The sequence below is a fragment of the Mesorhizobium sp. C372A genome (assembly GCF_030323245.1).
Classification (GTDB): Bacteria; Pseudomonadota; Alphaproteobacteria; order Rhizobiales; family Rhizobiaceae; genus Mesorhizobium.
Map to the genome: position 1 here is coordinate 323,825 of NZ_CP100475.1, position 22,760 is coordinate 346,584.

General features: G+C 59.6%; 16 protein-coding genes and 6 pseudogenes. 5 read left to right on the forward strand and 17 right to left on the reverse strand.

The window, feature by feature from the left end; translation table 11 throughout:
* Positions 1-827: 827 nt before the first annotated feature.
* The 3 genes from NLY42_RS01430 to NLY42_RS01440 all read right to left on the reverse strand — a co-directional run bounded on the left by NLY42_RS01430 (position 828) and on the right by NLY42_RS01440 (position 5,720).
* Positions 828-2,810, reverse strand: coding sequence for a class I tRNA ligase family protein (locus tag NLY42_RS01430; RefSeq protein WP_023755987.1), 1,983 nt, complete (start codon positions 2,808-2,810; stop codon positions 828-830).
* A gap of 323 nt (positions 2,811-3,133) precedes the next feature.
* Positions 3,134-3,913, reverse strand: coding sequence for a phytanoyl-CoA dioxygenase family protein (locus tag NLY42_RS01435; protein ID WP_023755986.1), 780 nt, complete (start codon positions 3,911-3,913; stop codon positions 3,134-3,136).
* 502 nt (positions 3,914-4,415) lie between these two features.
* Positions 4,416-5,720 (reverse strand): lysine N(6)-hydroxylase/L-ornithine N(5)-oxygenase family protein, encoded by a 1,305-nt coding sequence (locus tag NLY42_RS01440; RefSeq protein ID WP_023755985.1) that lies wholly within the window; start codon positions 5,718-5,720, stop codon positions 4,416-4,418.
* A gap of 1,036 nt (positions 5,721-6,756) precedes the next feature.
* Here NLY42_RS01440 and NLY42_RS01445 point away from each other — a divergent pair.
* Both NLY42_RS01445 and NLY42_RS01450 read left to right on the forward strand, forming a co-directional pair.
* Positions 6,757-8,847 carry a prolyl oligopeptidase family serine peptidase gene (locus NLY42_RS01445; RefSeq protein WP_023755982.1) on the forward strand — a complete coding sequence of 697 codons (2,091 nt, stop codon included), beginning with the start codon at positions 6,757-6,759 and terminating at the stop codon, positions 8,845-8,847.
* 172 nt (positions 8,848-9,019) lie between these two features.
* A complete protein-coding gene (locus NLY42_RS01450; RefSeq protein WP_023755981.1) occupies positions 9,020-9,715 on the forward strand; it encodes an OmpW/AlkL family protein in 696 nt (231 codons plus the stop codon).
* A gap of 355 nt (positions 9,716-10,070) precedes the next feature.
* On the opposite strand, the gene NLY42_RS01455 is transcribed toward NLY42_RS01450, so the two are convergent.
* Positions 10,071-10,289 carry a helix-turn-helix transcriptional regulator gene (locus tag NLY42_RS01455; protein ID WP_023755980.1) on the reverse strand — a complete coding sequence of 73 codons (219 nt, stop codon included), beginning with the start codon at positions 10,287-10,289 and terminating at the stop codon, positions 10,071-10,073.
* Between the two features lie 122 nt (positions 10,290-10,411).
* On the opposite strand from NLY42_RS01455, the gene NLY42_RS01460 reads away from it, so the two are divergent.
* Positions 10,412-10,678: a DNA -binding domain-containing protein gene (locus NLY42_RS01460; protein ID WP_023755979.1), complete on the forward strand. Its 267-nt coding sequence runs from the start codon at positions 10,412-10,414 to the stop codon at positions 10,676-10,678.
* A 24-nt stretch (positions 10,679-10,702) separates the two neighbouring features.
* Here NLY42_RS01460 and NLY42_RS01465 read toward each other — a convergent pair whose 3' ends face one another.
* From NLY42_RS01465 to NLY42_RS01495, 8 genes and pseudogenes are all read right to left on the reverse strand, one after another.
* Complete coding sequence (locus tag NLY42_RS01465) at positions 10,703-11,125, reverse strand: DUF2285 domain-containing protein (RefSeq protein ID WP_023755978.1); 423 nt, start codon at positions 11,123-11,125, stop codon at positions 10,703-10,705.
* Positions 11,126-11,270: 145 nt separating this feature from the next.
* Complete coding sequence (locus NLY42_RS01470; protein ID WP_023755977.1) at positions 11,271-11,510, reverse strand: transcriptional regulator domain-containing protein; 240 nt, start codon at positions 11,508-11,510, stop codon at positions 11,271-11,273.
* A gap of 28 nt (positions 11,511-11,538) precedes the next feature.
* Positions 11,539-12,171, reverse strand: a complete 633-nt coding sequence (locus NLY42_RS01475; protein WP_023755976.1) for an acyl-homoserine-lactone synthase — start codon at positions 12,169-12,171, stop codon at positions 11,539-11,541.
* An 82-nt stretch (positions 12,172-12,253) separates the two neighbouring features.
* Complete coding sequence (locus tag NLY42_RS01480; protein ID WP_023756579.1) at positions 12,254-12,991, reverse strand: helix-turn-helix transcriptional regulator; 738 nt, start codon at positions 12,989-12,991, stop codon at positions 12,254-12,256.
* Between the two features lie 667 nt (positions 12,992-13,658).
* Positions 13,659-14,048 (reverse strand): DUF1883 domain-containing protein, encoded by a 390-nt coding sequence (locus NLY42_RS31720; RefSeq protein ID WP_084779909.1) that lies wholly within the window; start codon positions 14,046-14,048, stop codon positions 13,659-13,661.
* A 33-nt stretch (positions 14,049-14,081) separates the two neighbouring features.
* The gene (locus NLY42_RS01485; RefSeq protein WP_245271317.1) at positions 14,082-14,570 is read right to left on the reverse strand and encodes a Mov34/MPN/PAD-1 family protein; all 489 of its coding nucleotides are present in this window, start codon (positions 14,568-14,570) and stop codon (positions 14,082-14,084) included.
* Between the two features lie 29 nt (positions 14,571-14,599).
* Positions 14,600-16,372: a ThiF family adenylyltransferase gene (locus NLY42_RS01490; protein WP_023756580.1), complete on the reverse strand. Its 1,773-nt coding sequence runs from the start codon at positions 16,370-16,372 to the stop codon at positions 14,600-14,602.
* A gap of 219 nt (positions 16,373-16,591) precedes the next feature.
* Positions 16,592-16,909: pseudogene (locus NLY42_RS01495) on the reverse strand (formyltransferase family protein); the annotation flags it as partial.
* A 191-nt stretch (positions 16,910-17,100) separates the two neighbouring features.
* Between NLY42_RS01495 and NLY42_RS01500 the strand changes: the two are divergent.
* Both NLY42_RS01500 and tnpC read left to right on the forward strand, forming a co-directional pair.
* Positions 17,101-18,050, forward strand: a pseudogene (locus NLY42_RS01500) (DDE-type integrase/transposase/recombinase); the annotation flags it as partial.
* 117 nt (positions 18,051-18,167) lie between these two features.
* Positions 18,168-18,875, forward strand: a pseudogene (gene tnpC, locus NLY42_RS01505) (IS66 family transposase); the annotation flags it as partial.
* Between the two features lie 9 nt (positions 18,876-18,884).
* On the opposite strand, the pseudogene NLY42_RS01510 reads toward tnpC, so the two are convergent.
* The 5 genes and pseudogenes from NLY42_RS01510 to NLY42_RS01525 form a co-directional block, all read right to left on the reverse strand.
* Positions 18,885-19,181: pseudogene (locus tag NLY42_RS01510) on the reverse strand (transposase domain-containing protein); the annotation flags it as partial.
* Positions 19,182-19,247: 66 nt separating this feature from the next.
* A pseudogene (gene tnpB / locus NLY42_RS31725) lies at positions 19,248-19,588 on the reverse strand (IS66 family insertion sequence element accessory protein TnpB).
* 99 nt (positions 19,589-19,687) lie between these two features.
* Positions 19,688-19,936, reverse strand: coding sequence for a transposase (locus tag NLY42_RS31730; RefSeq protein WP_353622719.1), 249 nt, complete (start codon positions 19,934-19,936; stop codon positions 19,688-19,690).
* Positions 19,905-20,381, reverse strand: a complete 477-nt coding sequence (locus NLY42_RS01520) for a transposase family protein (RefSeq protein ID WP_023755968.1) — start codon at positions 20,379-20,381, stop codon at positions 19,905-19,907. Before NLY42_RS01520 ends, NLY42_RS31730 begins: the two co-directional genes overlap by 32 nt.
* A 655-nt stretch (positions 20,382-21,036) precedes the next feature.
* Positions 21,037-22,017: pseudogene (locus tag NLY42_RS01525) on the reverse strand (IS481 family transposase).
* Positions 22,018-22,760: the final 743 nt, after the last annotated feature.

Consider the following 22,760-nt stretch of genomic DNA (forward strand, 5'->3'; position numbering starts at 1 on the left):
TCGGCTTGCAGGGTTCACAGACGGGTTACCTAGCGAGCGATCTCCAAACATGTGAATTGTAGAATCGCTCCTCGATTGGGAACTGAGGGGCGGTCCGCACCCGAGCAAACACGCAATCCTGAGGAACCCCCTAAAATAGCTGGATGTATCTCTCGACGAGACAAGCGTCTGCATTTTCGGCGAAGACGGCGCGCATGCGACGGAGGATACGCTTGCGATTTGGCGGCCCTCGCCGACTATCCTCAGGCGACGGGCTGTCATTGCGCGGTCTGGTTGGAAGCTTGTGCACCAAGCCATCGTCAACGCTGATTGAGCAATATCCGGCTTCAGGGGCAGAATTTGGACCTGCTACATTCCGATATCAGTAGCTCAGCTGTTCTTCGGCTGACTGCCGCGCCGGTACACGCTCGGACAGAATCGAAGGTACCATCACGCGGCATTCGCATCCACATTGGTGATCGGCGCACGGTCCAGGGCGCGCCATGTTGACCAAGCGGGTCGAACCGAATGACAGCCTTGACCGGCTGGAGGACGGAAATCCCGATGCCGAAGAGGTTGGTCAGCCCAGTCGAGCCCACACGCATTTTCGGCACGAACAGCAAGGGCTGGGAAGCGATCGGCCGAGCGGTCCTTGAAGGGGCGGGCCAGGGTTGTTTGACGACGCGTTGGTTCAGGTCAGCTAATCTAGTCTCTACCGTTCAGAGCGGCTTCCCTCGCCAGTGACAGCGAGTCAAGATAGTTGGCATCGTCGGCTTTGATTGCCGCGCAGATCTGGTCGAGATGGGGACAGCTCACTGGTGCACCTTTGGGCTCATAGTGTTTCCTCGTCATCGAGGATTGCCGGATTTGGCATAGAACACCACCACGGGTCCGAGATCAAAGCGCGTCCCGGGCGCAAGGCGCTGGACGGACCGGGGCCATGTTTCGGTTGAGGCGCCATCGATGCCTCGCGCCAGCGTTTTGGCGAAGCGGGGCATCAGCGGAGCGAGTGTCGGTGCCAGGATCGCAGCGGCCGTCGTCTGAAGGGCTAGCGAAGTCCGATTGCGGGCTGGATAGAAACGTCGCGCCGCCGCAAAGTCTTGCGTCCCACGGTAGATCACGCAATCGCGCACGAATTCGCAGACCTGAGTGGCCGCGCGCCGGACCGAGAAGCCTTCGTCCGAATATGCCCGCTCCATCGCAGCGCGATAGATCTCTATGCGAGCAAAGAAGGCGCGGTCGACCGGGCTCCAGTCGCCTGCATCGGGTACACGGCCGGCAAAATCCTGCTTGATTTCCTGGTTCAACGCCTCAAGCCAGTTCAGCCAGATGCTTTGGAACACCTCGTTCTCGGTGCGGCGCAGCGCGTCCAGCGTGAAATCCGTCCGCTCACCTTCCGGGCGTGTCAGGCCCAAATGAAGGCGCACGACGTCGACTGTCTTTGGGCTCAGAACCTCCTTGCCCCAGACCGCATGGCGGCAGCTGGTTGAGAACTTCTTGCCGTCGAGCAGGTAGAACTCGTTGACGTGATAGCGGATGCGTGGCTTCCAGTGGGTGAAGACCTCGGCGTAAAGAGCGGGGTAGAGCAGCGCGTGGTAGAACGAATTGTCGAAGCCGAAGAAATGGACAATCTGCCAGTCGTTGGCGGGCATCTCCGCCTTCCAGTCGCGACCCATCGAGCGGCCGAGCGCCTGGATGTTGTACAGAAAACCGAAGGCCATCTCCGGCCACACCCAGGTCACTTGCCCCGGGAACCCCTCGGCCGGCAGGCCCCAGTCCGAGGGGTGGGTAATGGGTAATGAAAATCCGCCGCGTTGGCGTAGGCGCGCGAAGAGATCCAAGATGCGTAGCGAGACGCCTGATGCCCTTAGATGCCGGTCGATATTGTCGTAGCAGCGGTCCAGGGCAAGTTCCGGACGGCGGAGGGAGCCGACCAGCGGCGCTTCGGCAGACTGCCGTGACCGCGCTGCACCCAAGTCGTGGCAAAGGTTTGGGGCGCCGCATTCCTCGCAGATGTTGCCAGCGGCGGAGCCGCCGCAATCGGGGCAGAGGCCTCTAACATCCGGCTCATAAAGATAGTGGCCTGTCACAGCATCGAAAAGCGCGGGGCTCTGGCGCAGATCTACCGCCGTGCTGCTCAGAAGAGTTCGGAAACACGCGGCTTGAAATTCGCGGTAACCGTCATCGCCCATTGTGGCTTGGAAGCTGTGGACGTCACAATCGAGAAGTGCAAGCGTGGCGCGAATCTCGTCGGAATAGTAGCGCGCCACGTTTGCAGGCGTCCATTGATCGGTAGCGGCGCGTGTCGCGACGTAGCTCTGGTAATCGTCGCTTCCGGTCAGGTGATACGCCTCGACTCCTTTCATGCGCAGGAAACGGGTATAGACGTCAGCGCCGAAATAGGGGCCAGAAAGATGCCCCAGATGCAGATCGCCATTTGGCGTTGGCGGCGCGGAGAAGACGAAGGTCGGCCCGCGTGGAGCCGTGGTCTTTGCAGCGGCATGAAGGGCGGCCTCGCCGTCTCGCCAGTAGACATCGACGAAATCCAGGTCTTTGTTCCCGTCATTGCGCAGCACATGCGCTTCAAAAGGATGGAACAGAACGACGTCGCCGGCCCCGACCGAGATTTCCCCAAGGTCGGTGGTGACCTTGCCCGCACCAGACAGGACCACGAAGGCCTCGATTTCGTCGTGCCGATGGGGCTCGGATGTGACCCCGGGTCCAACCTTTCCGAACGAAAACCCCGTGCGAGCGCTGCCCGTTCCAAGCGTGGCCGTGTCGATACCGAACGCTCGCGACAGCTCCGTTCGAGAAAAGGTGTATTTGCGCATGACAACGAACCTAAGCTTTTGAAGAGTGGGACGGACCTTTGGCTGCCAACGAACAGCCTCAAGTGCACTTCATGGAGAGAAACGGCAGCCCGACCCGTTGGCGGCCCGGCCAGGATAATGCAGCTCTGGGCCGGCAGGCGGGCGACCAAGGGGGGCGCTAGTCGGGCTGTAGGCACACAGAAGACCGCCTGCAACCACGTCCACAATCCACGTGCCAAAGCGTCCGATGCTCCGCGAGCCCGCAAATCAGACCGCCATACCGTCCGCGCATCTTTGAGCGGTCGATCAGTTTCGTGTGCTTGCCTCCGCCTGGCTGCGTGAGCTCAATCGCGATAGAAGATGCCATTTGGGGGCTTGAGATTGTCGAGATCGGCCACTTTGCCCTCGGGCGGGTTAAGGGCGCGCTTGAGCACGTTATATTCAGCGCGGGTCGGCCCACTGGTTGAGGCACGCTGGAATACCAAGTAGAGTGTCCGCCGAGAACGATTGCTTTTGTTCGGTCGTGAGTAGTGCGGTGCGTAATCGTCGAAGATGAAGATGTCGCCAGCCTTCCATACTACGGGTTCCCACGAGAACGTTTCGGCGACTTGAGGATAGATCACCCCACCGGCATCCATGGGAAAGACCCCCTTTTTGTGGTTGCCGGGGCTGAAGAAAAGCCCGCCGTTTTCCGGGTCGGAGTCGTCGATGCCTATGGCAACCACGGCATGGACCATCCGGTCGGGGAGTTTGTGTGGAATGTGATAAATGTCCTGATGCGGGAGATAGCCGCCGCTGTCGGGGTAGTGGAAAATCAGCAACTCCTTGAGCCTGCGCGAATCTTCTCCAAGCAAATCATCGACTGCTGACTTTATGCGCTGATCTTCTAAGAGCAAACGACGCAATGGATCATGGAAGTCGAGAAAATTCTCGATCTTGGAGATGATCTTTCGATTGTCCGTCGTCTTCTCGAACCACATGAGCCATTTATCATCGCTGACATCCCAGCGTGACATATCTTCGACAAAAGTAGAGATATCTTCCTGAGCCGCTGGAGCAAAGAAGCTTTCGAACCTGACGTATCCGTCTTTCTGCCACTTGTCTCTTTGTGCATCAGTCAACATGCGAAAAGCCTCCTGTTGGAAAGACTGGTTGGTCGGACATCCCAATTAGGGCAGTCGGGCGCTGGGCAAGTTGCGGGTCCACGGAGACGGTCCCGCGCATGTGGGACGGCGATGCTAAGTGCGTTCCGCTCCAACGGATTTTGTCCGCAGAAGCTCGGCGCGAGACTGCCTATGTCAGGCTCAGCCGGGTCCAGGGCTTCGGTAAACTGGGCCGGATCAATCGGTTCACCCGGTCCAGCCGCGACACGCATCGCTATAGGCCGGCACCATCCGACCGCCGACCCAGCCATGGCCGCCAACGCCACGGCGCTCTTTCGAGTGAGCGACCTGGTACGGTCTTGACAACCGTAGGGGAAATGCACGCCCCCAGAATAATGCGATGCGCCGCTTGGTCCAAGAACTTGTTCGGTCACGATGATTTCGGAGAAGCCTCTGGCCTTCGCCGCAGCGGAGGCGGACATCATTCCCAAGATGCCACCGCCGATAATCAGAAGTTTACGAGTCATATCCCGCTGCCCATTTCTTCGGCTACGGGGGCGGGCCAGCTCTCGATCGAGGTATGGCTGATGAAGCCAGGATGCTCGGGGTTCGCGCATGGCGCGCGCCCAAGAAGGCTATCGAGGATGCGGCGCGCGCGCCAGGCCAGCAGGCTTAGGTTCGGATCGGCCAGGCCGCGCTGCCCGAGGCTCGCGTTTTGTACGAAGATGCGTCTGTCACGCGGTCCGTCCCAGCTCACCGAAAAGTCCTCGCAAATAGCTAATTCATTGTCGATATGCTCCAGCCGGTGCGCGATGGGTTCCAAGAAGTCTGGCATCGCGTTCTCGTAACCGGTGGCCAGGATGACGATGTCAGCCGTGACTTCTTCGACCTCGACCATGCCGTGCTGCAGGGTCAGCCTGTGACCCGCGCCGGCGTTGATGCAGTGCGAGACGGTGCAGCCCGGCCGTAGTGTGATGTCGGATCGGTTTGGCTCGAAAAATGCGTGGCGGTAGAGCGCCTGATAGATCGCGCGCAACGTGCTTTCCGAAATGCCGTCCGAGGCAAGCACGAAACGCCGCAGGAGCAGCTTACGCTGCGACTCGCTCATCGCCGCGAAACGATCCGAAAAGCAGGGCATGAACAACTCGTTTGTGAACGGGCTGTTGTCCAGAGGCAGATAGTTTTCGCGCTGCGAGACCCAAGTGATCGAGGCAGGCCCCCGATCTTTCGGCAGGCCAACAAGATGCAACATCACCTCGGCACCCGACTGGCCTCCGCCGACCACGCAGACATGCTTTCTCCGCACCTCAGGGTGGATGTGCAGTAAAACAGATGAGTGGAACAGGTTGCGTCCAGTCCAGCCCTGGAAGTGAGGCGGAATTTGCGCCTGCTTGCCAATACCGACCACGACGTCTCTGGCGCCGAGAACCGCCTTATCCGTCCGCACCCGAAACTCGCCATCAAAGCGGATTTCGCGCACTGTCTCGCCGCCACGCACAAGTGGGTTCCTGTGGAAGACCCAGTTCAGGTATTGTTCGAACTCCACTCTGAGCACGGCTTGGAACTGTGCGTTCAGGAAGTGATACAGACGCCCGTTCTCGTGCAGGAAGTTTACGAAAGTGTAGGCTGATCGCGGATTCACTAGAGTGACCAGGTCCTTGAAGTGGCTGACCTGGAGCTCCGAGGAATCGAATGCACTGCCTGGATGCCAGCGGAAGTCGACCTGCCGATCCAGGAACACCGCCCCTTTCCCAACTTGCTCGTGTAGCTGACACGCAAGGCTCAAATTGGACGGGCCAGCACCGATCCCAACGCAAGATAACTCCACTGCTTCCTCCTATAGAGTCTTCCCACTAAGCGGCTTGTTCGCGGCGAATATCGGCCGCAGCCACTGGACCCCCTCGCGGACGTTCGGAGCACCGGTCCCGACCGGGTTTGCGAGAATTTGTCCAGCGCGTTCGCGTCGTCGAATGTAGACCGGAGCATTCCAGCGCGGTGAAATCGAGGGGTCAGGCCGGCGACGTGGGGCAACGACGTAGTCTTTCCGTTCGTCTCGATGCCCGCGTCGCCGTCACGCGAGACGCTTTGCAGGCCCATTAAGGTGTTTGAAGCCGGCCCATTCGCCGGCCCGACCATGACGCGCCGGCCTTTCGGCGGCTTGATGGCAGGCGAGAGCGCGGTGTTCACTACGGCGACGGCATTTTCGGTGCGCATGATCATGGACGACGTCTCGCTGATGCGTTCGCAGAGTCCCATGCATGGGCCGTGCCAGAGAAGAAAACTTTATTAAACAATGGGTTGGCGGTCTACAATGCTGTTAGAAATCTGACATTGAGGGGGACGCCTCCCGGCGGCGCCCGATTTGCAAGTCGATGTCGCCTTTTCCGAAATAGCTAATCGGGCACCTTCTGCACCAGAATACTTCTCTTATGGAGACCAGCACAAAGTCTTCATGAACGGACTGTGCAGAACCTGGTGTCTCGCCGGAGATCGCGATTCCGTCGCCCTTATCGATCCGAAGCTCGGCCGATTTCGCGGTGAGCTTCACTGCTTATTCCGCAGTGCCCACCGAGCTGGCACAGGAGGTTCTATCAGGCGGTCACGGCTGCATTCGTTGTCGGATCTTCGACGATGTCGGACATGAGACACAGCGCCATCAGGGCGATCCCGTCGTTTTGAAACGATTTTTTCATTTGGCACGACTCCTGCGAGGCTGTCCGCAAAACGCGCTGCGGCACGGACACAGGAGAAATCATCACATGATCATGCGCGCCGAACATGCGGTCGCAGCCGCGAAAGCGGAGTTTCAACGGAAGACTTTGGGCCTGTTTTCCCGGCGACTTCACTCTTCGGGTTAACCGGGCATGAACGCATTCGATTGCCGCCCAACGCTGAATGCTCCCGACGATGATCCCTATCTTTGGCTCGAAGATGTAGAAGGCGAACGGGCACTTGACTGGGGCGCCAGCCAGTCTGCCAGGACCCTGGAGCAGTTCGGTGGAACGCAATTCGAGCGGGACCATGATGCCCTGACAGCGATTTTCGATCGCCCTGACCGGCCCCCCTTGATCGGGCGCCGCGGCCAGCACCTCTACAATTTGTGGCAAGATGCCGGAAATCCGCGCGGACTGTGGCGCCGGACCACCCTTGCCACCTACATGAAAGTTGATCCCCAGTGGGAGCTACTGCTCGACCTGGACGCCCTCGCCGCTAGTGACGGAGAGGACTGGATCTGGGGCGGCGCGTCTCTTGAGCCAGAGAGACGGGAAAGAGCAGTTCTGCGCCTGTCGCGCGGCGGCAGCGACGCGGTCGCGCATCGCGAATTCGATCTGGGATCTGTTAGCTTTGTCGCCGATGGTTTCAACCTCGCGGAGGCCAAGGGCGAGGTTAATTGGATCGACCCTCACACGCTTCTGCTTTCCAGTGCGCTTGGTGATGGCATGGCGACCCGCTCCGGCTACGCACGCACCGTGCGGCTGTGGAAGCGTGGCGCGGATCCGCTCACCGCGCCGGTAATATTCGAAACCGGTTCCGACTCCATAGGCGTGTCCGGCCATCTGGACCGCACCGCCGAGAGCGAGCGTATATGGTTCACCGAGCGGCCGGCCTACTTCGAGAAGATCGTCAGAATTGGCGACAGGAGCGGGCCCAAGATGCTGATCGACCTTCCTCGGGACGCCTGGAGGAGCGGCTTCGGCGACTGGCTGGCGATAAAGCCGCGCAAGCCATGGACAGTGGGAGGAATGACCCATGCCGCGGACGCGCTGATCAGCATCTCGCTTTCCTCCTTCATCGCCGGCGAGCGCAGTTTTGCCATCCTCTTTGAACCAGGGGACAGGCGCTCCCTGCAATCATTCTTCTGGAGTAACGGGAAGCTCGTTATCTCCTACCTCGTCAACCTCGATCCACGTTTCGAGATGTTCACCCCCGAGGGCCACGAATGGACGCGCCGAGCGCTGGACACCGTGCCCACCGAAGGGACTGTTGACCTTTGGTCGCTCGATGCTGAACCTCACGAGACCAATGGAGAGGTCCTCGTTTCGGCTCAGGACCCGATCACACCGCCGAAGCGTCTCCTATTGGACCTCAATGCCGCAGCGCCTCTCGGCGCTCCAGTAATCCTGAAGCGCGACCCGGAGAATTTCGACGCATCCGGGTTGGTGGTGGCGCGCCACGAGGCAGTTTCGACCGATGGTGAGATGATCCCCTATACGCAGGTCGGTCCGGCGAATGGGAACGGGGATGCCCCGGTTCACCTCACCGCCTACGGCGGGTACCGCAAATCGGTCCTGCCCCACTACAACTCCTCGCTCGGCAAACTGTGGCTCGAACGCGGCGGCACGTGCGTGGTGGCGAACATCCGGGGCGGCGGCGAGTTCGGCACCCGTTGGCACGAGGCCGGGCGCAAAGAGGGCAAGCGGCTCACCCATGACGATTTCGCCGCCGTTGCCGCCGACCTCGTGCGAAGAGGCATTACGCTGCCGAGGCGGATTGCCGCCCAGGGCTGCTCGAATGGCGGCCTTCTGATCGCCAATATGCTTACCCGCTATCCTGAGCGTTTCGGCGCGCTGTTCTGCACAGTCCCGCTTATCTATATGCGCCGCTACACCAAGCTTTTGGCGGGCGCGAGCTGGATTGACGAATATGGCGATCCCGACAAGCCGGAGGAATGGATTTTCCTAAAGGAAATCTCGGCCTATCACGCCGCGATACCAGGACAGCCCTATCCGCCGATCCTGCTTGGCACCACGAGGCGGGACGACCGCGTCCACCCGGGCCACGCGCGTAAGATGGCCGCAAAGCTGCAGGTTCTTGGCTATCCCGCCTACTTCTACGAGCCCGGCGCCGGCGGGTACGGCTACGACAAGAACAATCGGGAGCGGGCCGCATTCATTGCCCTGGGCATCAATTTCCTTCGCAGCGCGATCGGCTGGCAAGCCGAGGGCGTTCGATAGGTGGAACGGAGACAAAGGGCAACGTTTCAACAAGTGAGTACAGGTCGAAGATTGCGAGCACGGCGCAAACAATGTGTGCGCTGTCCCAGGCAACTGCGCCTGAGCGCTCCGTCGATTCCAGCAGGATTTCATAGTGCATCGCATCATTTCTGAAGAGCAAGGAGAGAATATCATGGCGAAAAAGCGAATGGGCGTGGCGCGGGGAACAACAGCGGCCATCATCCTCATAGTGGCGGGACAGCAGGCCGTCGCGGCGGACCTTGCGCACCCCGCGTGCGTCCCGCAGGCAGGAGCCTCGGTCACGGAAGCGCCAAGCCCTTGGCAGATCCGCCTGCGTGCGTTGGGGGTCGTCACTGAGGATTCGGGCTACGTCAATGCAGTGCCCCGCTCCGATCTTTCTTTTTCAAACACGGTGACGCCGGAACTCGATATCACCTATTTCTTCACGGACAACATCGCCACCGAGCTTATCCTCGGCACCAGCTATGCCAACATCGAGGGCCAAGGAACGATCGGCGGACTGGGCAATATCGGTAAGGTTTGGCTGCTGCCACCCACGCTCACCTTGCAGTATCATTTTACCGATTTCGGCGCTTTCAAGCCCTATGTCGGCGCCGGCGTGAACTACACGATATTCTATAACCAGGATGCCGGCAGCGCCGATGCTCTCAAGGTTAAGAACACGTTCGGCACCGCGCTGCAGGTCGGGTTCGACTACATGGTGGATCAGCACTGGGGCGTCAACTTCGACGTGAAGAAGGTTTTCCTCGAGCCAGACTTCGACGTCACGGTCAACGGCGCGAAGCTGACGGGGAAGGCGGAGCTCGATCCCTGGTTAATAGGCGCAGGTCTCACTTATCGCTTCTAACAACGAAAGGTGAAGGCGGCTGCTGATAGCTGATCGGAAATGAAGGGCGCCTCGTGCGCCCTTTCCACGCTGCACGGGCGAGTGGACCCGGATCATTAGAGGGGTGGGGCCTTGTGACCCCTAGGCGGGAGGTGTCCGAATCGGAGGAACGTTCTGATCAACTTAAGAGTGGGCGTCCCCGCCTGCGCCCGACCAGGTACTTGCCAGTAGCAGCCGACAGGCTGCCCCGCGCCGGGGCGCGAAGCCGAACGGGGCAAGATCGCTGGAGCCTGCCGAAGAAGACCGGGGGTCCACGAGCAGCCGGCGCGCTGGGAGGCGCGCGGGCCCGTTAGCAATTTCTTGGAAGTCCGGTGGGTCAGGCCTGTTTGTCGGGCCGAACCAGATCCGTGTGGCTGACGTCGAGGGCCAATGCCAGTTCATAGATCGTGATGATGGTCGGATTTCTTCGTCCTTTCTCCAAGCCGCTGATGTACTGCTGGCTGAACCCGGAAATTTCGGCAAGCTGCTCCTGCGTCAGACGCTTCCTTAGCCTGATCCTCTGCACATTCCGTCCGACCAATCTGCGCATATCCATGCACGATAGCCGGCGGATTAGGCAGCTTGAGTTTATCAACTAAAATATGTAATCCACATTGAGTATTTCAATCCGCTGGCGGAGCGCTTCGCGGAGGCCGTTTTGCGGAGGTATAGTCAGCGATGTTACAGCCCAAATCGATCACGCCGATTGCCGACGAAGTCCCATGGTCGGAGAGCCTTACGAGCTACGACAGGGAGCATTTCACGATCTATCTGCGTATCCTGGATGCCTGTGCCGACAATGCCAGCGAGGAGGAGATGGCCAATCGCATTCTCGGCATTGACCCGTCCATTGAACCGGTCCGCGCCAAAAAGGCCCTCCGCAACCATATCGACCGTGCTAATTGGATGGTGACGACCGGCTACAAGGAACTGTTTGCCGGCTGACGCACAGCGCGGATCTCATGCTCTTCAAAGAAGGAAATTCAGATATTCGCCGTCCATTAGCGCATGGCCACGTGAGACGGCGCGCCGGATACGATCGCGCAGGTGATCTTGAGGATCCTTCCAGTCGGACTGGACGCGCGCTTGGCCGACGAGCGCTTCGGCGATTTCGCGATGTGATGCTCCGGCAAGCGCGCCATCGAGCGCGCGGAGGACGAAGTTCAATCGGGGCCCGCGTCTTTCTGGCGGAAACAAGCGCGCGGGGAGTTTTCCGTAGGCACAAAGGGCATTGAGGCACTCCAGCGCTAACAGACGATGCTTCGAAAGTGCTGCCGGCCAGATCGCCTCGGTGCGCAGGTAAACAGGATGCAGGACATCCGCTCCCGAAACAGCAAGCTGGAGGCTGCGCTCCGCATCACGAAGAAGAACCTCCTGGCTCTTGTCGGGCATCAGCAGGACTGCAGCACGACATGGCAATGCCGCCAACTCGAACGACGATATCGTCGATGACGCAAATCGCCGTTCCGCAATTACAGGCAACACGCTTGGACACCGGCGGGGACACCAAAACACAGTCGCACTGCGCCCGTAAGATTCAGCGAAACGAAACACCCCAGCGCGACAGGTTGCCGGCCGACGCGATCACCTCGACGGTGGTTCCATGCGGCAAACTGTTGGCCTGCCGGCGCGCAGCAAGCACATCATGCTGGAATACCGGATTGCGCCGCAAAAACTCCCAAGCCCAGCCACGCAGCGTCAGCTGAGCGGCATAGTCGTATGCGCTATCATTCCACCAGTCGGGCAGATCGGCGTCCGTCGCAAGAGACGTGGACATGACTGTGCTCTCCTGCCGGGCGTCACATTCACGCCACCCGGCGAAGCACCGGCGCCCATAGCACCGGACTGTCGATACCGCTGTTTTGTCGCACCGCATGAAGTGTCGCTTTCGACACTTCGAGGTAGCCCGCCAGTGCGCGTGTCGCGCCGATCGTGTGCGGGTTGCCGATCCGCTCGAGGGGCCAGCCGGCGCGACGAAGAATGCGCTCCATGCGCAAGTCGGTGACCGTGACGATGTGGCTGAGCCGGCGTGAGAGGCCGAACTCGATCATACCGGCGAAGAGCTCATATGTCCCGAGAGCGATACCGCCCGCTCCCTTTTGCCCAGATGAAGCTATGTCGAGCGCAAAACGGCTGCTTTCCCACACGCTCGGATCCTCAGGTGCAGCCCTTCCTTCCAACAGCATCGGAAAGGTATCGCGAATCATGGTCGGGCCCGCTGAGGACAGAAGGCGAACGCAACCCTCCACCCGGCCACCGAAACCGCGCAACAACAGGTAGTGCGGTCTGAGCGCGTCAAAGGAATCGATTTCATAGCCGCCATTATCCTGCACGTCCCAGCCTAGGCGTTCCTTGAACACGCGAAATCGAAGCCGATGCATTGCATGCAGTCCGTCAGCAAAGTCGTCGTAGCACTCAGGCGCAATAAGCTGGATCATCAAACGCCTCCAATGGCGGGAAACATTTCCTCGCCATTGGAGACGATCCTCCGCGAAAGCGCAGCCTGTGCAGTTCCGGAGGTCAAGCCGACTCATCAGGAAGCGAAAAGCCTGAAGCCGCCAGACGCGTAATCGCCTGTCGGGTGGTTGTCACACCAAGCTTCTTGCGGACGTTTGCCAGATGGAACTGAGCCGTGTGCCGCGAGATCTCCAGGATGCCGCCTGTATCTCGGGCGGACTTGCCACGCGCCGCCCACTGCAGGCACTCGTATTCACGCGACGTCAACAACACCCCGCCAACTGTTCGATCGCCCGATAGTCTGCAGCGGACGAACGTATGAAAACAGCTCGCGAAAAACGGAAGACCTTGCTCGTAGCGATCGGCCATGCGAAAGTATGCAGGATCGGTCTTGTGAGCGGCAAAGGTCATAGCTGCAAAATTGCCGCGGCCATCAATGATCGGGATCGTCACGCCGCAGCGGATGCCGAACTGCGCTGCTTCCTCGAAAAACCTAAGCTGAGGCCCGGACAGATCAGAACCTTTTACGTCAAATCCCCATCGAAATGGGGATTTTCCATAGCTTGCCCGTAAAATGACCGGGTCGACGTTTTGATACCGGTTCTCAAGATAGCGCGCTCTCCAAAGCGCCGGATAATTTGAGATGAGCACCGGCCTGCCATCCGACCCCGGCGGCATGGAGAGGTAGGCAAAGGCCAGTAGATCGAGACTTAAAGCGACATCGGCCAAGGCTCCGCGAAAATCACCCTCATCGACACCTACCGACAACTTTTCCAGGAATGTCTCGAAGACAATTCGCATGTCCTTCCTCATTGTCCTGACTCACTCCCTTCATCTCTCTGCTGTGCGCCACCCGGCCTGTAGACCCCATCGTAAGCCGACCTCTTAAACTGGCCGGGCTGACTTTCTTTACAAATGCCGCGACGGTCGCGCATTCATTAGCTCGCCAGCCGTAGCTACGCGGCGAGCTCGGACGTTTTAGTCCGAAATGCTACGGCAGCCTCCCAACACAAGAAGGTGCTGATGGAGCAGTTCGAGAGTGCGAAGCGCATTGGTGGAGAGCAGCGGGCCGAAAATTGGGTCACCGAACCCAACAAAAAGACGGGCCGTGCGAGTGTTCGTCTTTGACAATTTCGACCGGTGATCGGCAAGGCGACCATTGTATTCCTGTGCAGCTATAACCGACGTGATCAGGTCGGAAATCGTCAGGCGTGTTGGGTAGCAGTGCTTTGGGCGACTTATGCCAGATGGGTAGAAGCTGTTGCTCCCGTTTGACAGACCGAGCGGCGATTCCGTCGATTTCGTAGTTCGTCCAGCCTTCGAACGGCTCTGACAAAGCGACCACGCCGAATGGCTGTTCGCTAATCCCTGATCGATCCGCCTGAGGCTGTTACCGATCCGAAGCTCGAATCCGTCAGACCAGACTACGAGTCCATCATTCAGCGCCGGTGGACGGACGACATCATCCTTATCTTTCGGAAGCATGGGAGATGAACACCTCGTACTGGCGATTCCCGTCTGTGGATGTTCCCGGCGGCGAACTATCCGTGACCAGGGACGGAACAGAACACAAAGCTTCGCGCAATTCGGGTAGAGGCCCGGGCAATTTCCTGATGCTGGAACAAGTGCTGCCTTCAAGCCGCTGCATATTGACGGCTACATGCCAACGCGCCGACTTGGGAACCTGCAGGCGGACTGGCTGCGTCGCAAGCCGGCCAATATACTGAGGTCGTTCTCCGTGCCCGTAATTGCTGCAGCTCGTCAAATCCAGCAACCTTAGATTGGCTGCCGACGCGAAAGTGATCTCGGCCCTCCGACCGCGAGAACACTGCCCCAAATCGCAATGCGTAAAATTCATCTCCCCCTCATCCTGTGTCGGCCAGAATTTTGATTAAGCTTTTACGATCTCCTCGCCTGTTTCAGAAGAGGGACTGGTGTAGGCTTCGATAGTCGCTTCTTTCTCATCCAGGAATTCAAAGAGAAATAACTTGGTCCGCAGTTGGCAGAACCAAGAGTGCAAAGACCACTCACCCGGTTTGCCGCACATGAGCATCATGACGGGCCTTTGATTTCGCGCCGTTGGGGTTTTTATGATCGTTTTCAGGCATACTCGATCCGTCCAGCTCAGGCGGTTCGAAACGACATCGGGGTGGGTGTGCCAGTCCCCGAGATACGTGTCCAACCTCCCGGAACGCTCATAGTGCTTCGCAATCTCCGCCTGTTGCCAGCTTTGATCAGGGAGAAAGCTGCTTCGCTCGTGAAATGCTCGGGGCCCGGCCGGGATCATTGCTGTTACGACGGCAACGTTGCTTTCGGCCCAGTATCCCATGAAGGTCCCACCCGTTTCCCGATCATACCAGCGGTCGGCATCGATCTGCATATCCTGCATAATCGCCCGAGGCACCCACACTATGGGTTGCATCCGCATTCCTTCATGGGAGGCAACCCATCCACCCGCCAAGACGGCGGCACCCGCTTGATGCCGTCATGCAATGTGAGGGTGTGAACCAAGGATTCCTTGAAATCGGCTGGCCGCGAGAGAATGTCCACGGTCAACCGGACAGCTTCCAGCGATAATTCATGAAGATCGAATGAAGCCCCAGTGAAGGTCAACTCGGCGCATCCAGCCGGCTGATTTAGCGCGGAGATTTCTCCTGACCCAGGAGCTTTCTCGATCAAACCTTTCGCATAGGCAAATTCGCGGCAGGTTGGACAGCCGGATTTCGGCTGATAGGCCGCAACGACGCCCCCCTTCAAAGAGAGCGTCCCGAAAAGAGAGATCATCGGTTTGCCCGCGGACTTGCAGTGGTCGGCCAGTAAACGTGAGATTCCCGAAGAGGCCGTTGCATCGATGACGATGTCCGCCTTCCCAAAAATCGGCGGTAGAACTGCATGATCTCCTCCGTTCCCGTCGGCGGCCGTGGCTATGCCTACGGTGTGGTGGATCGCCTCGACCTCGACGCTCGGGTATTCGGATTCCACGTGGTGCTTGACGGCCGTCGTCTTTCGCATTCCCCAGGCCGTCGCACCAAGCGGCCATCGGATCGAGTTTCCTGGTTCGACGATGTCATGGTCGATGACGGAGAGATGGGAACAGCCGTTGCGGGCAAGCTCGATCGCAACTGGGGCACCAATAGCTCCCACCCCGAAGATGACAATTACCTTATCCTTCAAGATGCCGACCGATGGAACTCGGGCGCCGATGTCTGTGGCCCCGGCGCGGAGCGTGGGAACTATGATCATGGAGGGGCTGGTCCCTCTCTGTCCTTGCTTCACAGCGCGGAACGACTTTGCTGGTCCGTAACGCAGTGGAAATAGCCAGGTGTCGCCGTCAACACGGTGGCTGAGTTCCGTCGATTGGACCGTGACGGACATCGAAATAGCGGGCGAGCCACTATTGATCACGTCGCCTCCAAAGGTAAGCTGGCCCTGCGCCTTCCGCCAACCCTCGGGCGATGGCGGCGCGAAACGACCTACGCGCCTCCACGGAAATATGCCCGTGACCTTCTTCAATTGAAGTCCGGGAGGAAGCGGAAATTTCCGGGCAGCTAGAACGGACCCGTCCTTCGCCTTGATTTCCTCGACCACACCCTGGAATCTAATTTTGTCGTCCATCTTTTGAAGGGAGTAAGACGCCCGCAAGGTGCCCTCTGTTTCAGCTCCTATATTCCAGGCAGTGTCGATCAACATATAGCTGCCGTCGACATAGCCATCGAATGCCGGGGCGAAGGCGTTCCACCAGAATTCCATCGGTTCGCCCTGTGGATCCTCCATGCCCGTACCATTCAGAGCGTTGGCGAGTTGCTTCTCCAGAAGTTTCGCCAACGTCCACTCGATGGACCACAGACCTGTGTCACGGCCCAACAGGCAAAGGTTGCCGTCGGTCGGTGAGCAATGCTTGTGCGGAAAAGTTTCCGGGTTTCCTCGAAGGGCGACTTGCGGGCGCACGAAGGGATAGCTGTCGGGGAAAACTGCGCGAAACTGGCAGACTTCCCCGGATGCCAGCGGCCATTCGAACTCGATGCTGAGCACCCCCTGTTTCAGTTGGTCTTCGTCGACTCGCAGCGAGTCTCGGGCGAAGAATGCCAGGTCGCGGAGTTCGAAATCCAGTCGCCCAACGCAGGTATGCTCCCAGTGGGGGAGCATACCTGTTTTCAGATGGCCATAGCCTATCCAGGTCATCCTACTGGACGATCCGGCAGCTGAGGTGGGTCCTTGGGGCCAGGCGGAACGCCGGGCGGACGACCCGGAACGCCGTCTGGCGGGCCTGGCACCCAATCGGAGGGGCGGGGCGGGGTGTGGCCTGGATTGCCGGGGATTGGGGGCCGTGCCATGTTGATTCTCCTTTTTTGGCTTTGGTCGAAGATACAGATTTTCACCTTGAGGTGTTCTCAGCCAAGCTGAGAACACGATTGCTTTATTTCCGTTGAGCATAATCCGCCGCTCCACATGCAGCTTGACGGCCTGTGCAAGGACTCGGCTTTCGATGTCGCGGCCCATCGCAACGAAATCCTCCGCGCTCATCCCATGCGTTACGCGCTCAGTCTCCTGATCTATGATTGGACCTTCGTCGAGGTCGGGCATCACGTAATACGGTGGCGCCGATAAGCCTCGCGAGCCTGACGGTCGGGCTTTTACGACCCTTGAAGGAGGGCAAGAAGAAATGATGGATGTTAGAAACTGTCCGTGCAAGCGAGTTGATAGGTCGGATAAGACTTTGCATTTTGAGGACTATAGTAATTAGAAACGATAGTTTGCACCAAAATGCGTTGGCTGCTGAAATACGGGCTGCGGAAGCCAGCGCGCTTTGAAACGTCGCTAGAGTATGCGGCGTCAGCAGCAATGAGACAAAATCGGTTTAACTGAGAGAGGAGGATTTCTGGTTCATCGTAGCCATTCAAGGAGCGAAGATGAGACAGAAATCCGGGACGGAAAAGCGCCCTGCAGAAGCGGTGATCAAGGACATCCGCCGGGTCACCTGCAAGCAGTATGGTGCGGAGGAGAAGATCCGCATCGAGCTGGAGGGACTACGCGAGGAAGAGTCGATCGCGGCGTTGTGCCGGCGAAGGGATCGCCGAGAGCCTGTATTACAACTGGTCGAAGGAATTCCTCGAAGCCGGCAAGAAGCGGCTGGCAGGTGATACTGCGCGTGCCGCCAGCACTGACGAGGTCAAGGTTCTTCGCCCCGAGTCGCGCGATCTGAAAGAGGTCGTGGCCGAACAGGCGCTGGAACTGCAGCTGCTCAAAAAAAGCATAATCGCGGATGGGGGCGACGACGAATGAGATACCCCGCCTCAGAGAAGCTCGAGATCATCCAAGACTGTCGAGCGATCGCACTTGCTGGCGCTTCGCACGCTGGAACGGCTCGGTATCCCGCGTGCCACCTTCCACCGATGGTATGATCGTTTCCTGACGGGTGGCGTCGATGCGCTCGAGGATCGTAGCCCACGGCCTGGCCGGGTATGGAACCGCATCCCGCAAGACGTCCGGGATAGGATCGTCGAGCTTGCCCTGGAGTAGCCGGAGCTCAGCCCACGGGAACTGGCGTGACGTTCACCGACACCCAAAGCTATTTTGTCTCGGAGCCTCAGTCTATCGCCTGCTCAAGGCGCACGATCTCATCACCAGCCCGGCCTTCATCGTGATCAAGGCCGCCGAGGAGTTCAAGGACAAGACGACGGCGCCCAACCAGCTCTGGCAAACCGACTTCACCTATCTGAAGGTCATCGGCTGGGGCTGGTTTTACCTCTCCACCATTCTCGACGACTTCTCCCGCTACATCATCGCCTGGAAGCTGTGCACGACCATGAAGGCCGAGGACGTCACTGACACGCTGAACCTGGCGCTTGTCGCATCAGGCTGAGATCGGGCGACCGTGCGACAACGTCAGATCCTGATGTGCGATCAGCGCCGCATCATCCGATGCCTTGGCCCTGGCGGTTCCGTCGTCGTCGTTGGCGCCGTACACCCAGATGACGTACGCGATGACCGACCGCTCGGCGGCGCCGATCCGCCGGCGGTCGTGTTCTCCTATTCCCGCGATCGCCGAGGCGAACATCCCGCGGCGCATCTCGCCGGCTGGAGCGGCATTCTGCAGGCCGATGCCAATGGCGGTTATGGCGATCTCTATGCGGCGGCCCGTCAGCCAGCGCCTATTCTGGAAGCCAGCTGTTGGGCTCACAGCCGGCGCAAAGTGTTCGAGCTAGCCGATATCGAGGCGGCGGCGCGCAAGAAGGCGCACGGCGAGAAGCCCAACCTGGTCTATCCGCTCGCGGTTGAAGCCGTGAAGCGCATCGATGCCCTGTTCGATATCGAGCGCGCGATCAACGGCCTGTCGCCAGGCCAACGCCATGCCGTGCGCCAAGAGCGGAGCGTGCCGCTGGTCACCGAGCTCGAGCGCTGGATGATCGAGACGCGCGACAAGCTCTCTCGCGGACACGATCTGACCATGGCCTTCAACTACATGCTGCGCCGCTGGTCGTCCTTCACCCGGTTCCTAGACGATGGGCGGATCTGCCTATCGAATAATGCAGCCGAGCGAACCCTGCGCGGCATCGCTCTCGTCTGAAAGTCCTGGCTGTTCTGCGGTTCCGATCGCGGCGGACAGCGCGCTGCCGTTCTCTACAGCCTGATCGTCAGCGCCAAGTTGAATGACGTCGACCCTCAGGGTCCGGGCCGCTGGCTGTTCGGCGGCGATCTCGTCTTCCGTTGCCGTGCTCTCGAGTTCCTCGAAGGTGAGTTCCATCTGGTCGTGCAGGCGGGCGGCACGTTCAGAACTCTGACCATGCAGCGCCCGCTGCAGCTTCCGGATCGTCAGATCCTGATGTGCGATCAGCGCCGCATCATCCGATGCCTTGGCCCTGGCGACCGCCAGTTCGGCCTGGACCAGCGCAGCGCGTGCGGCCTCGTCTTCGGCTCTGGCCAGCGCCGCGGTCAGCGCTGCTCTCAGCGCGCCAATATCGTCCGGAACAGCATCCGCGGTGGCAACCATGCCCTGGAGTGAATCATAAAACGCGTCCGCTGACTCGCGGAAAATCGCGCAAACTCAAAGAAAAACTCAGCCCGCGAGCTCAGGGCGGAACGTGTGACGCGGGTTGCGCCAATCGATCCCGTCGAGCATGTAGGCGAGCGGTGATATGGAAACCGTGCCGTCCGCCGGCGACGGCCATAGAAACCGGCCCTTCTCGAGCCGTTTTGCATATAGCGACATGCCGAGCCCATCATGCCAGATAATCTTGTCAGATTGCCGCTGCGGCCGCGGAAGACATAAAGATCGCCGGCATGCGGATCCCGGCCCAACGTCTCCTGAACCTGCAGAGCGAGGCCTTGCATTCCGCGACGCATATCGGTCCGGCCGACCGCCAACCAGATCCGCACCTGGCTCGGGACCGGGATCATGAAACGCCCAGCGCCTTCACCATCGCCCCGCCAGTGCCGGCGGCGTGGTCAGCGGAATCCGCAGCCTCACCTTGCCGGCGATCTCCAGCTCGATCACCGCTAGGGGCGCCCCGGCACCGAAGCGGCGACAGGTTTATCGGGAACCACGACAACTTCGGCAAAGCCCGTCTCGCGGGTTCTCATCGTGCGCCGCCACTTATAGATCAGACTCGTCGCGACATCGTACTGACGCGCTACCGCCTCCACCGTGGACCCGGGCGCGAATGCCGCGGCCAGTATCCGGCACTGATCCTCTTCACTCCAACGACGACGACGCTCAGGCCCGGTCAATAATGTCACATGGCTCATGCTGTGCTGCTAACTGCGCTCGTAAGGACGACCTTAGGAGCGCAGACTCGCTACCGTGCCATACTCGCGCAAGGCGGCCTTCGCCGGAGGCGTACGGTCGTTGAGGGGCCAAGCAGCACGGAACAGGACGACCCCGGGTAGCGCCAGGGATGCGCGCCTGCGCGCCGAAAGCGGCCATGAAGCGCATGAACGCATCGTTGAGGGCGACAGGATCGAGGGCCGCCAGCACCCGGCTGAAGGTGTCGTGGCTGGGCGCGCCACGCTCGAGCGGGATGAACTGCCGCAACAGGTCGAGCCGATTCCTGGCGAACAGCTCCATTTCCGTGCAATGCGTCGCGCCGCAAAGGACCGCCGCAAGCGCTACGAACAAAATCTCCGGCAACGGGTGCTGTGCCGTCAAGTCTCGAAGGTCCGGAACCTCGCCGAATACATCCAGAAACACCATGCTGACCTCCGATCATCCAGAGTCCTTTCAGAATCGATTTCCGCACACCACACAAGAGTCCCTTTGTACTCATGTGCGATTCCCCTGCGGGTAGCGCCGGTGGTGTTGCGAAAACGAGAGGATATTCCCATGGTACAAATATTCGAAGAACGGCTCTGCTTGTTACAGCCCTGATCATGGCAATCCTCCGCTTCAGCTCCCGCAACGCCTGGTGCGCTCGCCATCATCTCGACAGACACAGCGGATGCTGTATAGCTTCGTTATCCACTCGCATCGACAGCTCGGTAAGCTCGGACGGCTAATCTCCTAAGCCTGTTTTAGCAGCGCCATCGCCGGCGGCCATGCTTCAACCTCAGCGTGTCCGGGTGCGTCGGGACCGCATTATCGCCGGCATCAGGCAAACCTGACGCCTTCAGCCAAATCTCGGCGCAACCGATGGCTAGTCTCGATGCCGATCAGGCACTGTATGGCGACCTCGTCGCGCCGCAGCGCCTATCTCGCGAGTGGGGATGCAGTAGTTTTTTCATGAGAATTTCTCCGGATGGCATCGTGGCCCGGTAGTTGGCGCGGTGCCTCAAAAGGGTTGGTCTTGCAAGCAGCAGGTCGAACACCGCCCTATAGGCTGGGCCCAGGTGTCGCGGCCGGTCGGCCGGCGCTAGATGTTTGGTCCCGGCATTTGCTGGAGCGGATTGAGTTTGAAGCGTTCCGGTTGTGAGGCCCACGCTTGCAGATGAACTCGTAGGGTGTGAGACCCTTGAGGGTCTTGAGTCTGCGAGCGAAGTTGTAGGCGGCGAAAAATCGGTGAGATGGGTGCGGAGGTGGTCATGGCTCTCGTAGTAGAAACGCTTGACGGTGGCGTCCTTGATAGTCCGGTTGTCCTCTCGACCTGGCCGTTGGTCCACGGATGCCTGGCCTTGGTCGTGCGGTGCTCGATGTCGTTCCTGGCGCAGGCGTATTCGAAGGCGTGAGCGCGGAAGATCTCGCCATTGGCGATTGCCTCCTTAATCAGCGGCACCGCCGAGCCACCGGCACCGGGGGTGGTGAACTGGATGCCGTTGTCGGTAAGCACGGTGTGGATTTTGTAGGGCACGGCCGCGATCAGCCGGAGCAGGAACTCTTTAGAGACGGCGATGGGGGCCTTCTCGTGCAACTCGACGAAGGCGAACTTCGAGGTGCGGTCGATAGCGACGAACATGTGCAGTTTGCCTTGCTCGGTCCTGACCTCGGCAATGTCGATGTGGAAGTAGCCGATCGGGTAGCTTGAATTTCCTCTTCGCCGGTTTGTCGCCCTCGACATCCGGGAGCCGGCCCGCGTTGCAGGCACCGATGCAATGAAGACCGTGTCAGGTGCGGGATGGTCGCCTGAAGCGCATAGAGGCAGTCGTCGAGCGGCAGCAGCGTGTAGCGGGCGGAAAGCGACAATGACCGCCTCCTCCTCAATCGAGAGCACCGTCGATCTCGGTTCCTTCGGACCAGTCGGCAGATCGGTGACCGAAGCTCGCCTCTTCCATTTCGCAACCGTCTTCTGGTTGATCCCGTAGCGCTTGGCCAGGGTCCTCAGGCTCTCTTGACTATGCTGTATCGCTCGACGGACCGCCTCTGTCGTTGTGGCACTCCCATGCAGAACTTGGCCCATAGCGCATCCTTTGATTCGGAAGATAAGGATGCCCCATCAAAGCCTGGGATCAAACATCTTGTACTATCCGTTGCTGCCTGGTGCACGAAATGGTGAAATGCGGGTCAATCGGGGTACTATGTGCCAAAATGTGCCTATCGAAAGTCACAAGCGAGCCATCCTACTGAGAAAGGTGGAACAAACGGGCCTAGATAGCGCCAAGCTGTTACGTGCCCGGTGTTGACGCGAACGGCGCGATTCTCACGCTAGTGAGGCAGGCCGCGGCGAGGGTGTTTCGCGCTTGCGATTTTCTGGTGCGCCAGCGGACCCAGACCATCAATGCGATAAGTGGCCATCTTGCCGAATTCGGGCTGGTGGCCGCCCAGGGCCTTTTCCACTGGCCAAGCTTGTAGCGGCGATCGAAGGTCATGGCTCCGCCATCCCCGAGCCCCCCGTCCGATCCAGGTCTGTTTGTGGAACAGTTGCGCTCCCTGGATGAGTGGTGCATGCTCGTTCCCAGTGACGCACGCCAGCGGGTGATTGGTCACAACCTTCCATGTCATCCGCGTCGCCGTTTGTTGTCACAAGTCCAGGTGTCGCCGCTGGCTAGATAACGCCAGTCAATATGCTGTATAAATCAACATCCGTCTTTACGACGCTGTCAATTGCGCGACTTGTGTCAACACTCCGCCGCGCGACTCTGCCCTGCTACAAGCCCGGCGGAAGCGAGAGATTTCAAATCCCGTCGGTTTGTGCAGTCCGTA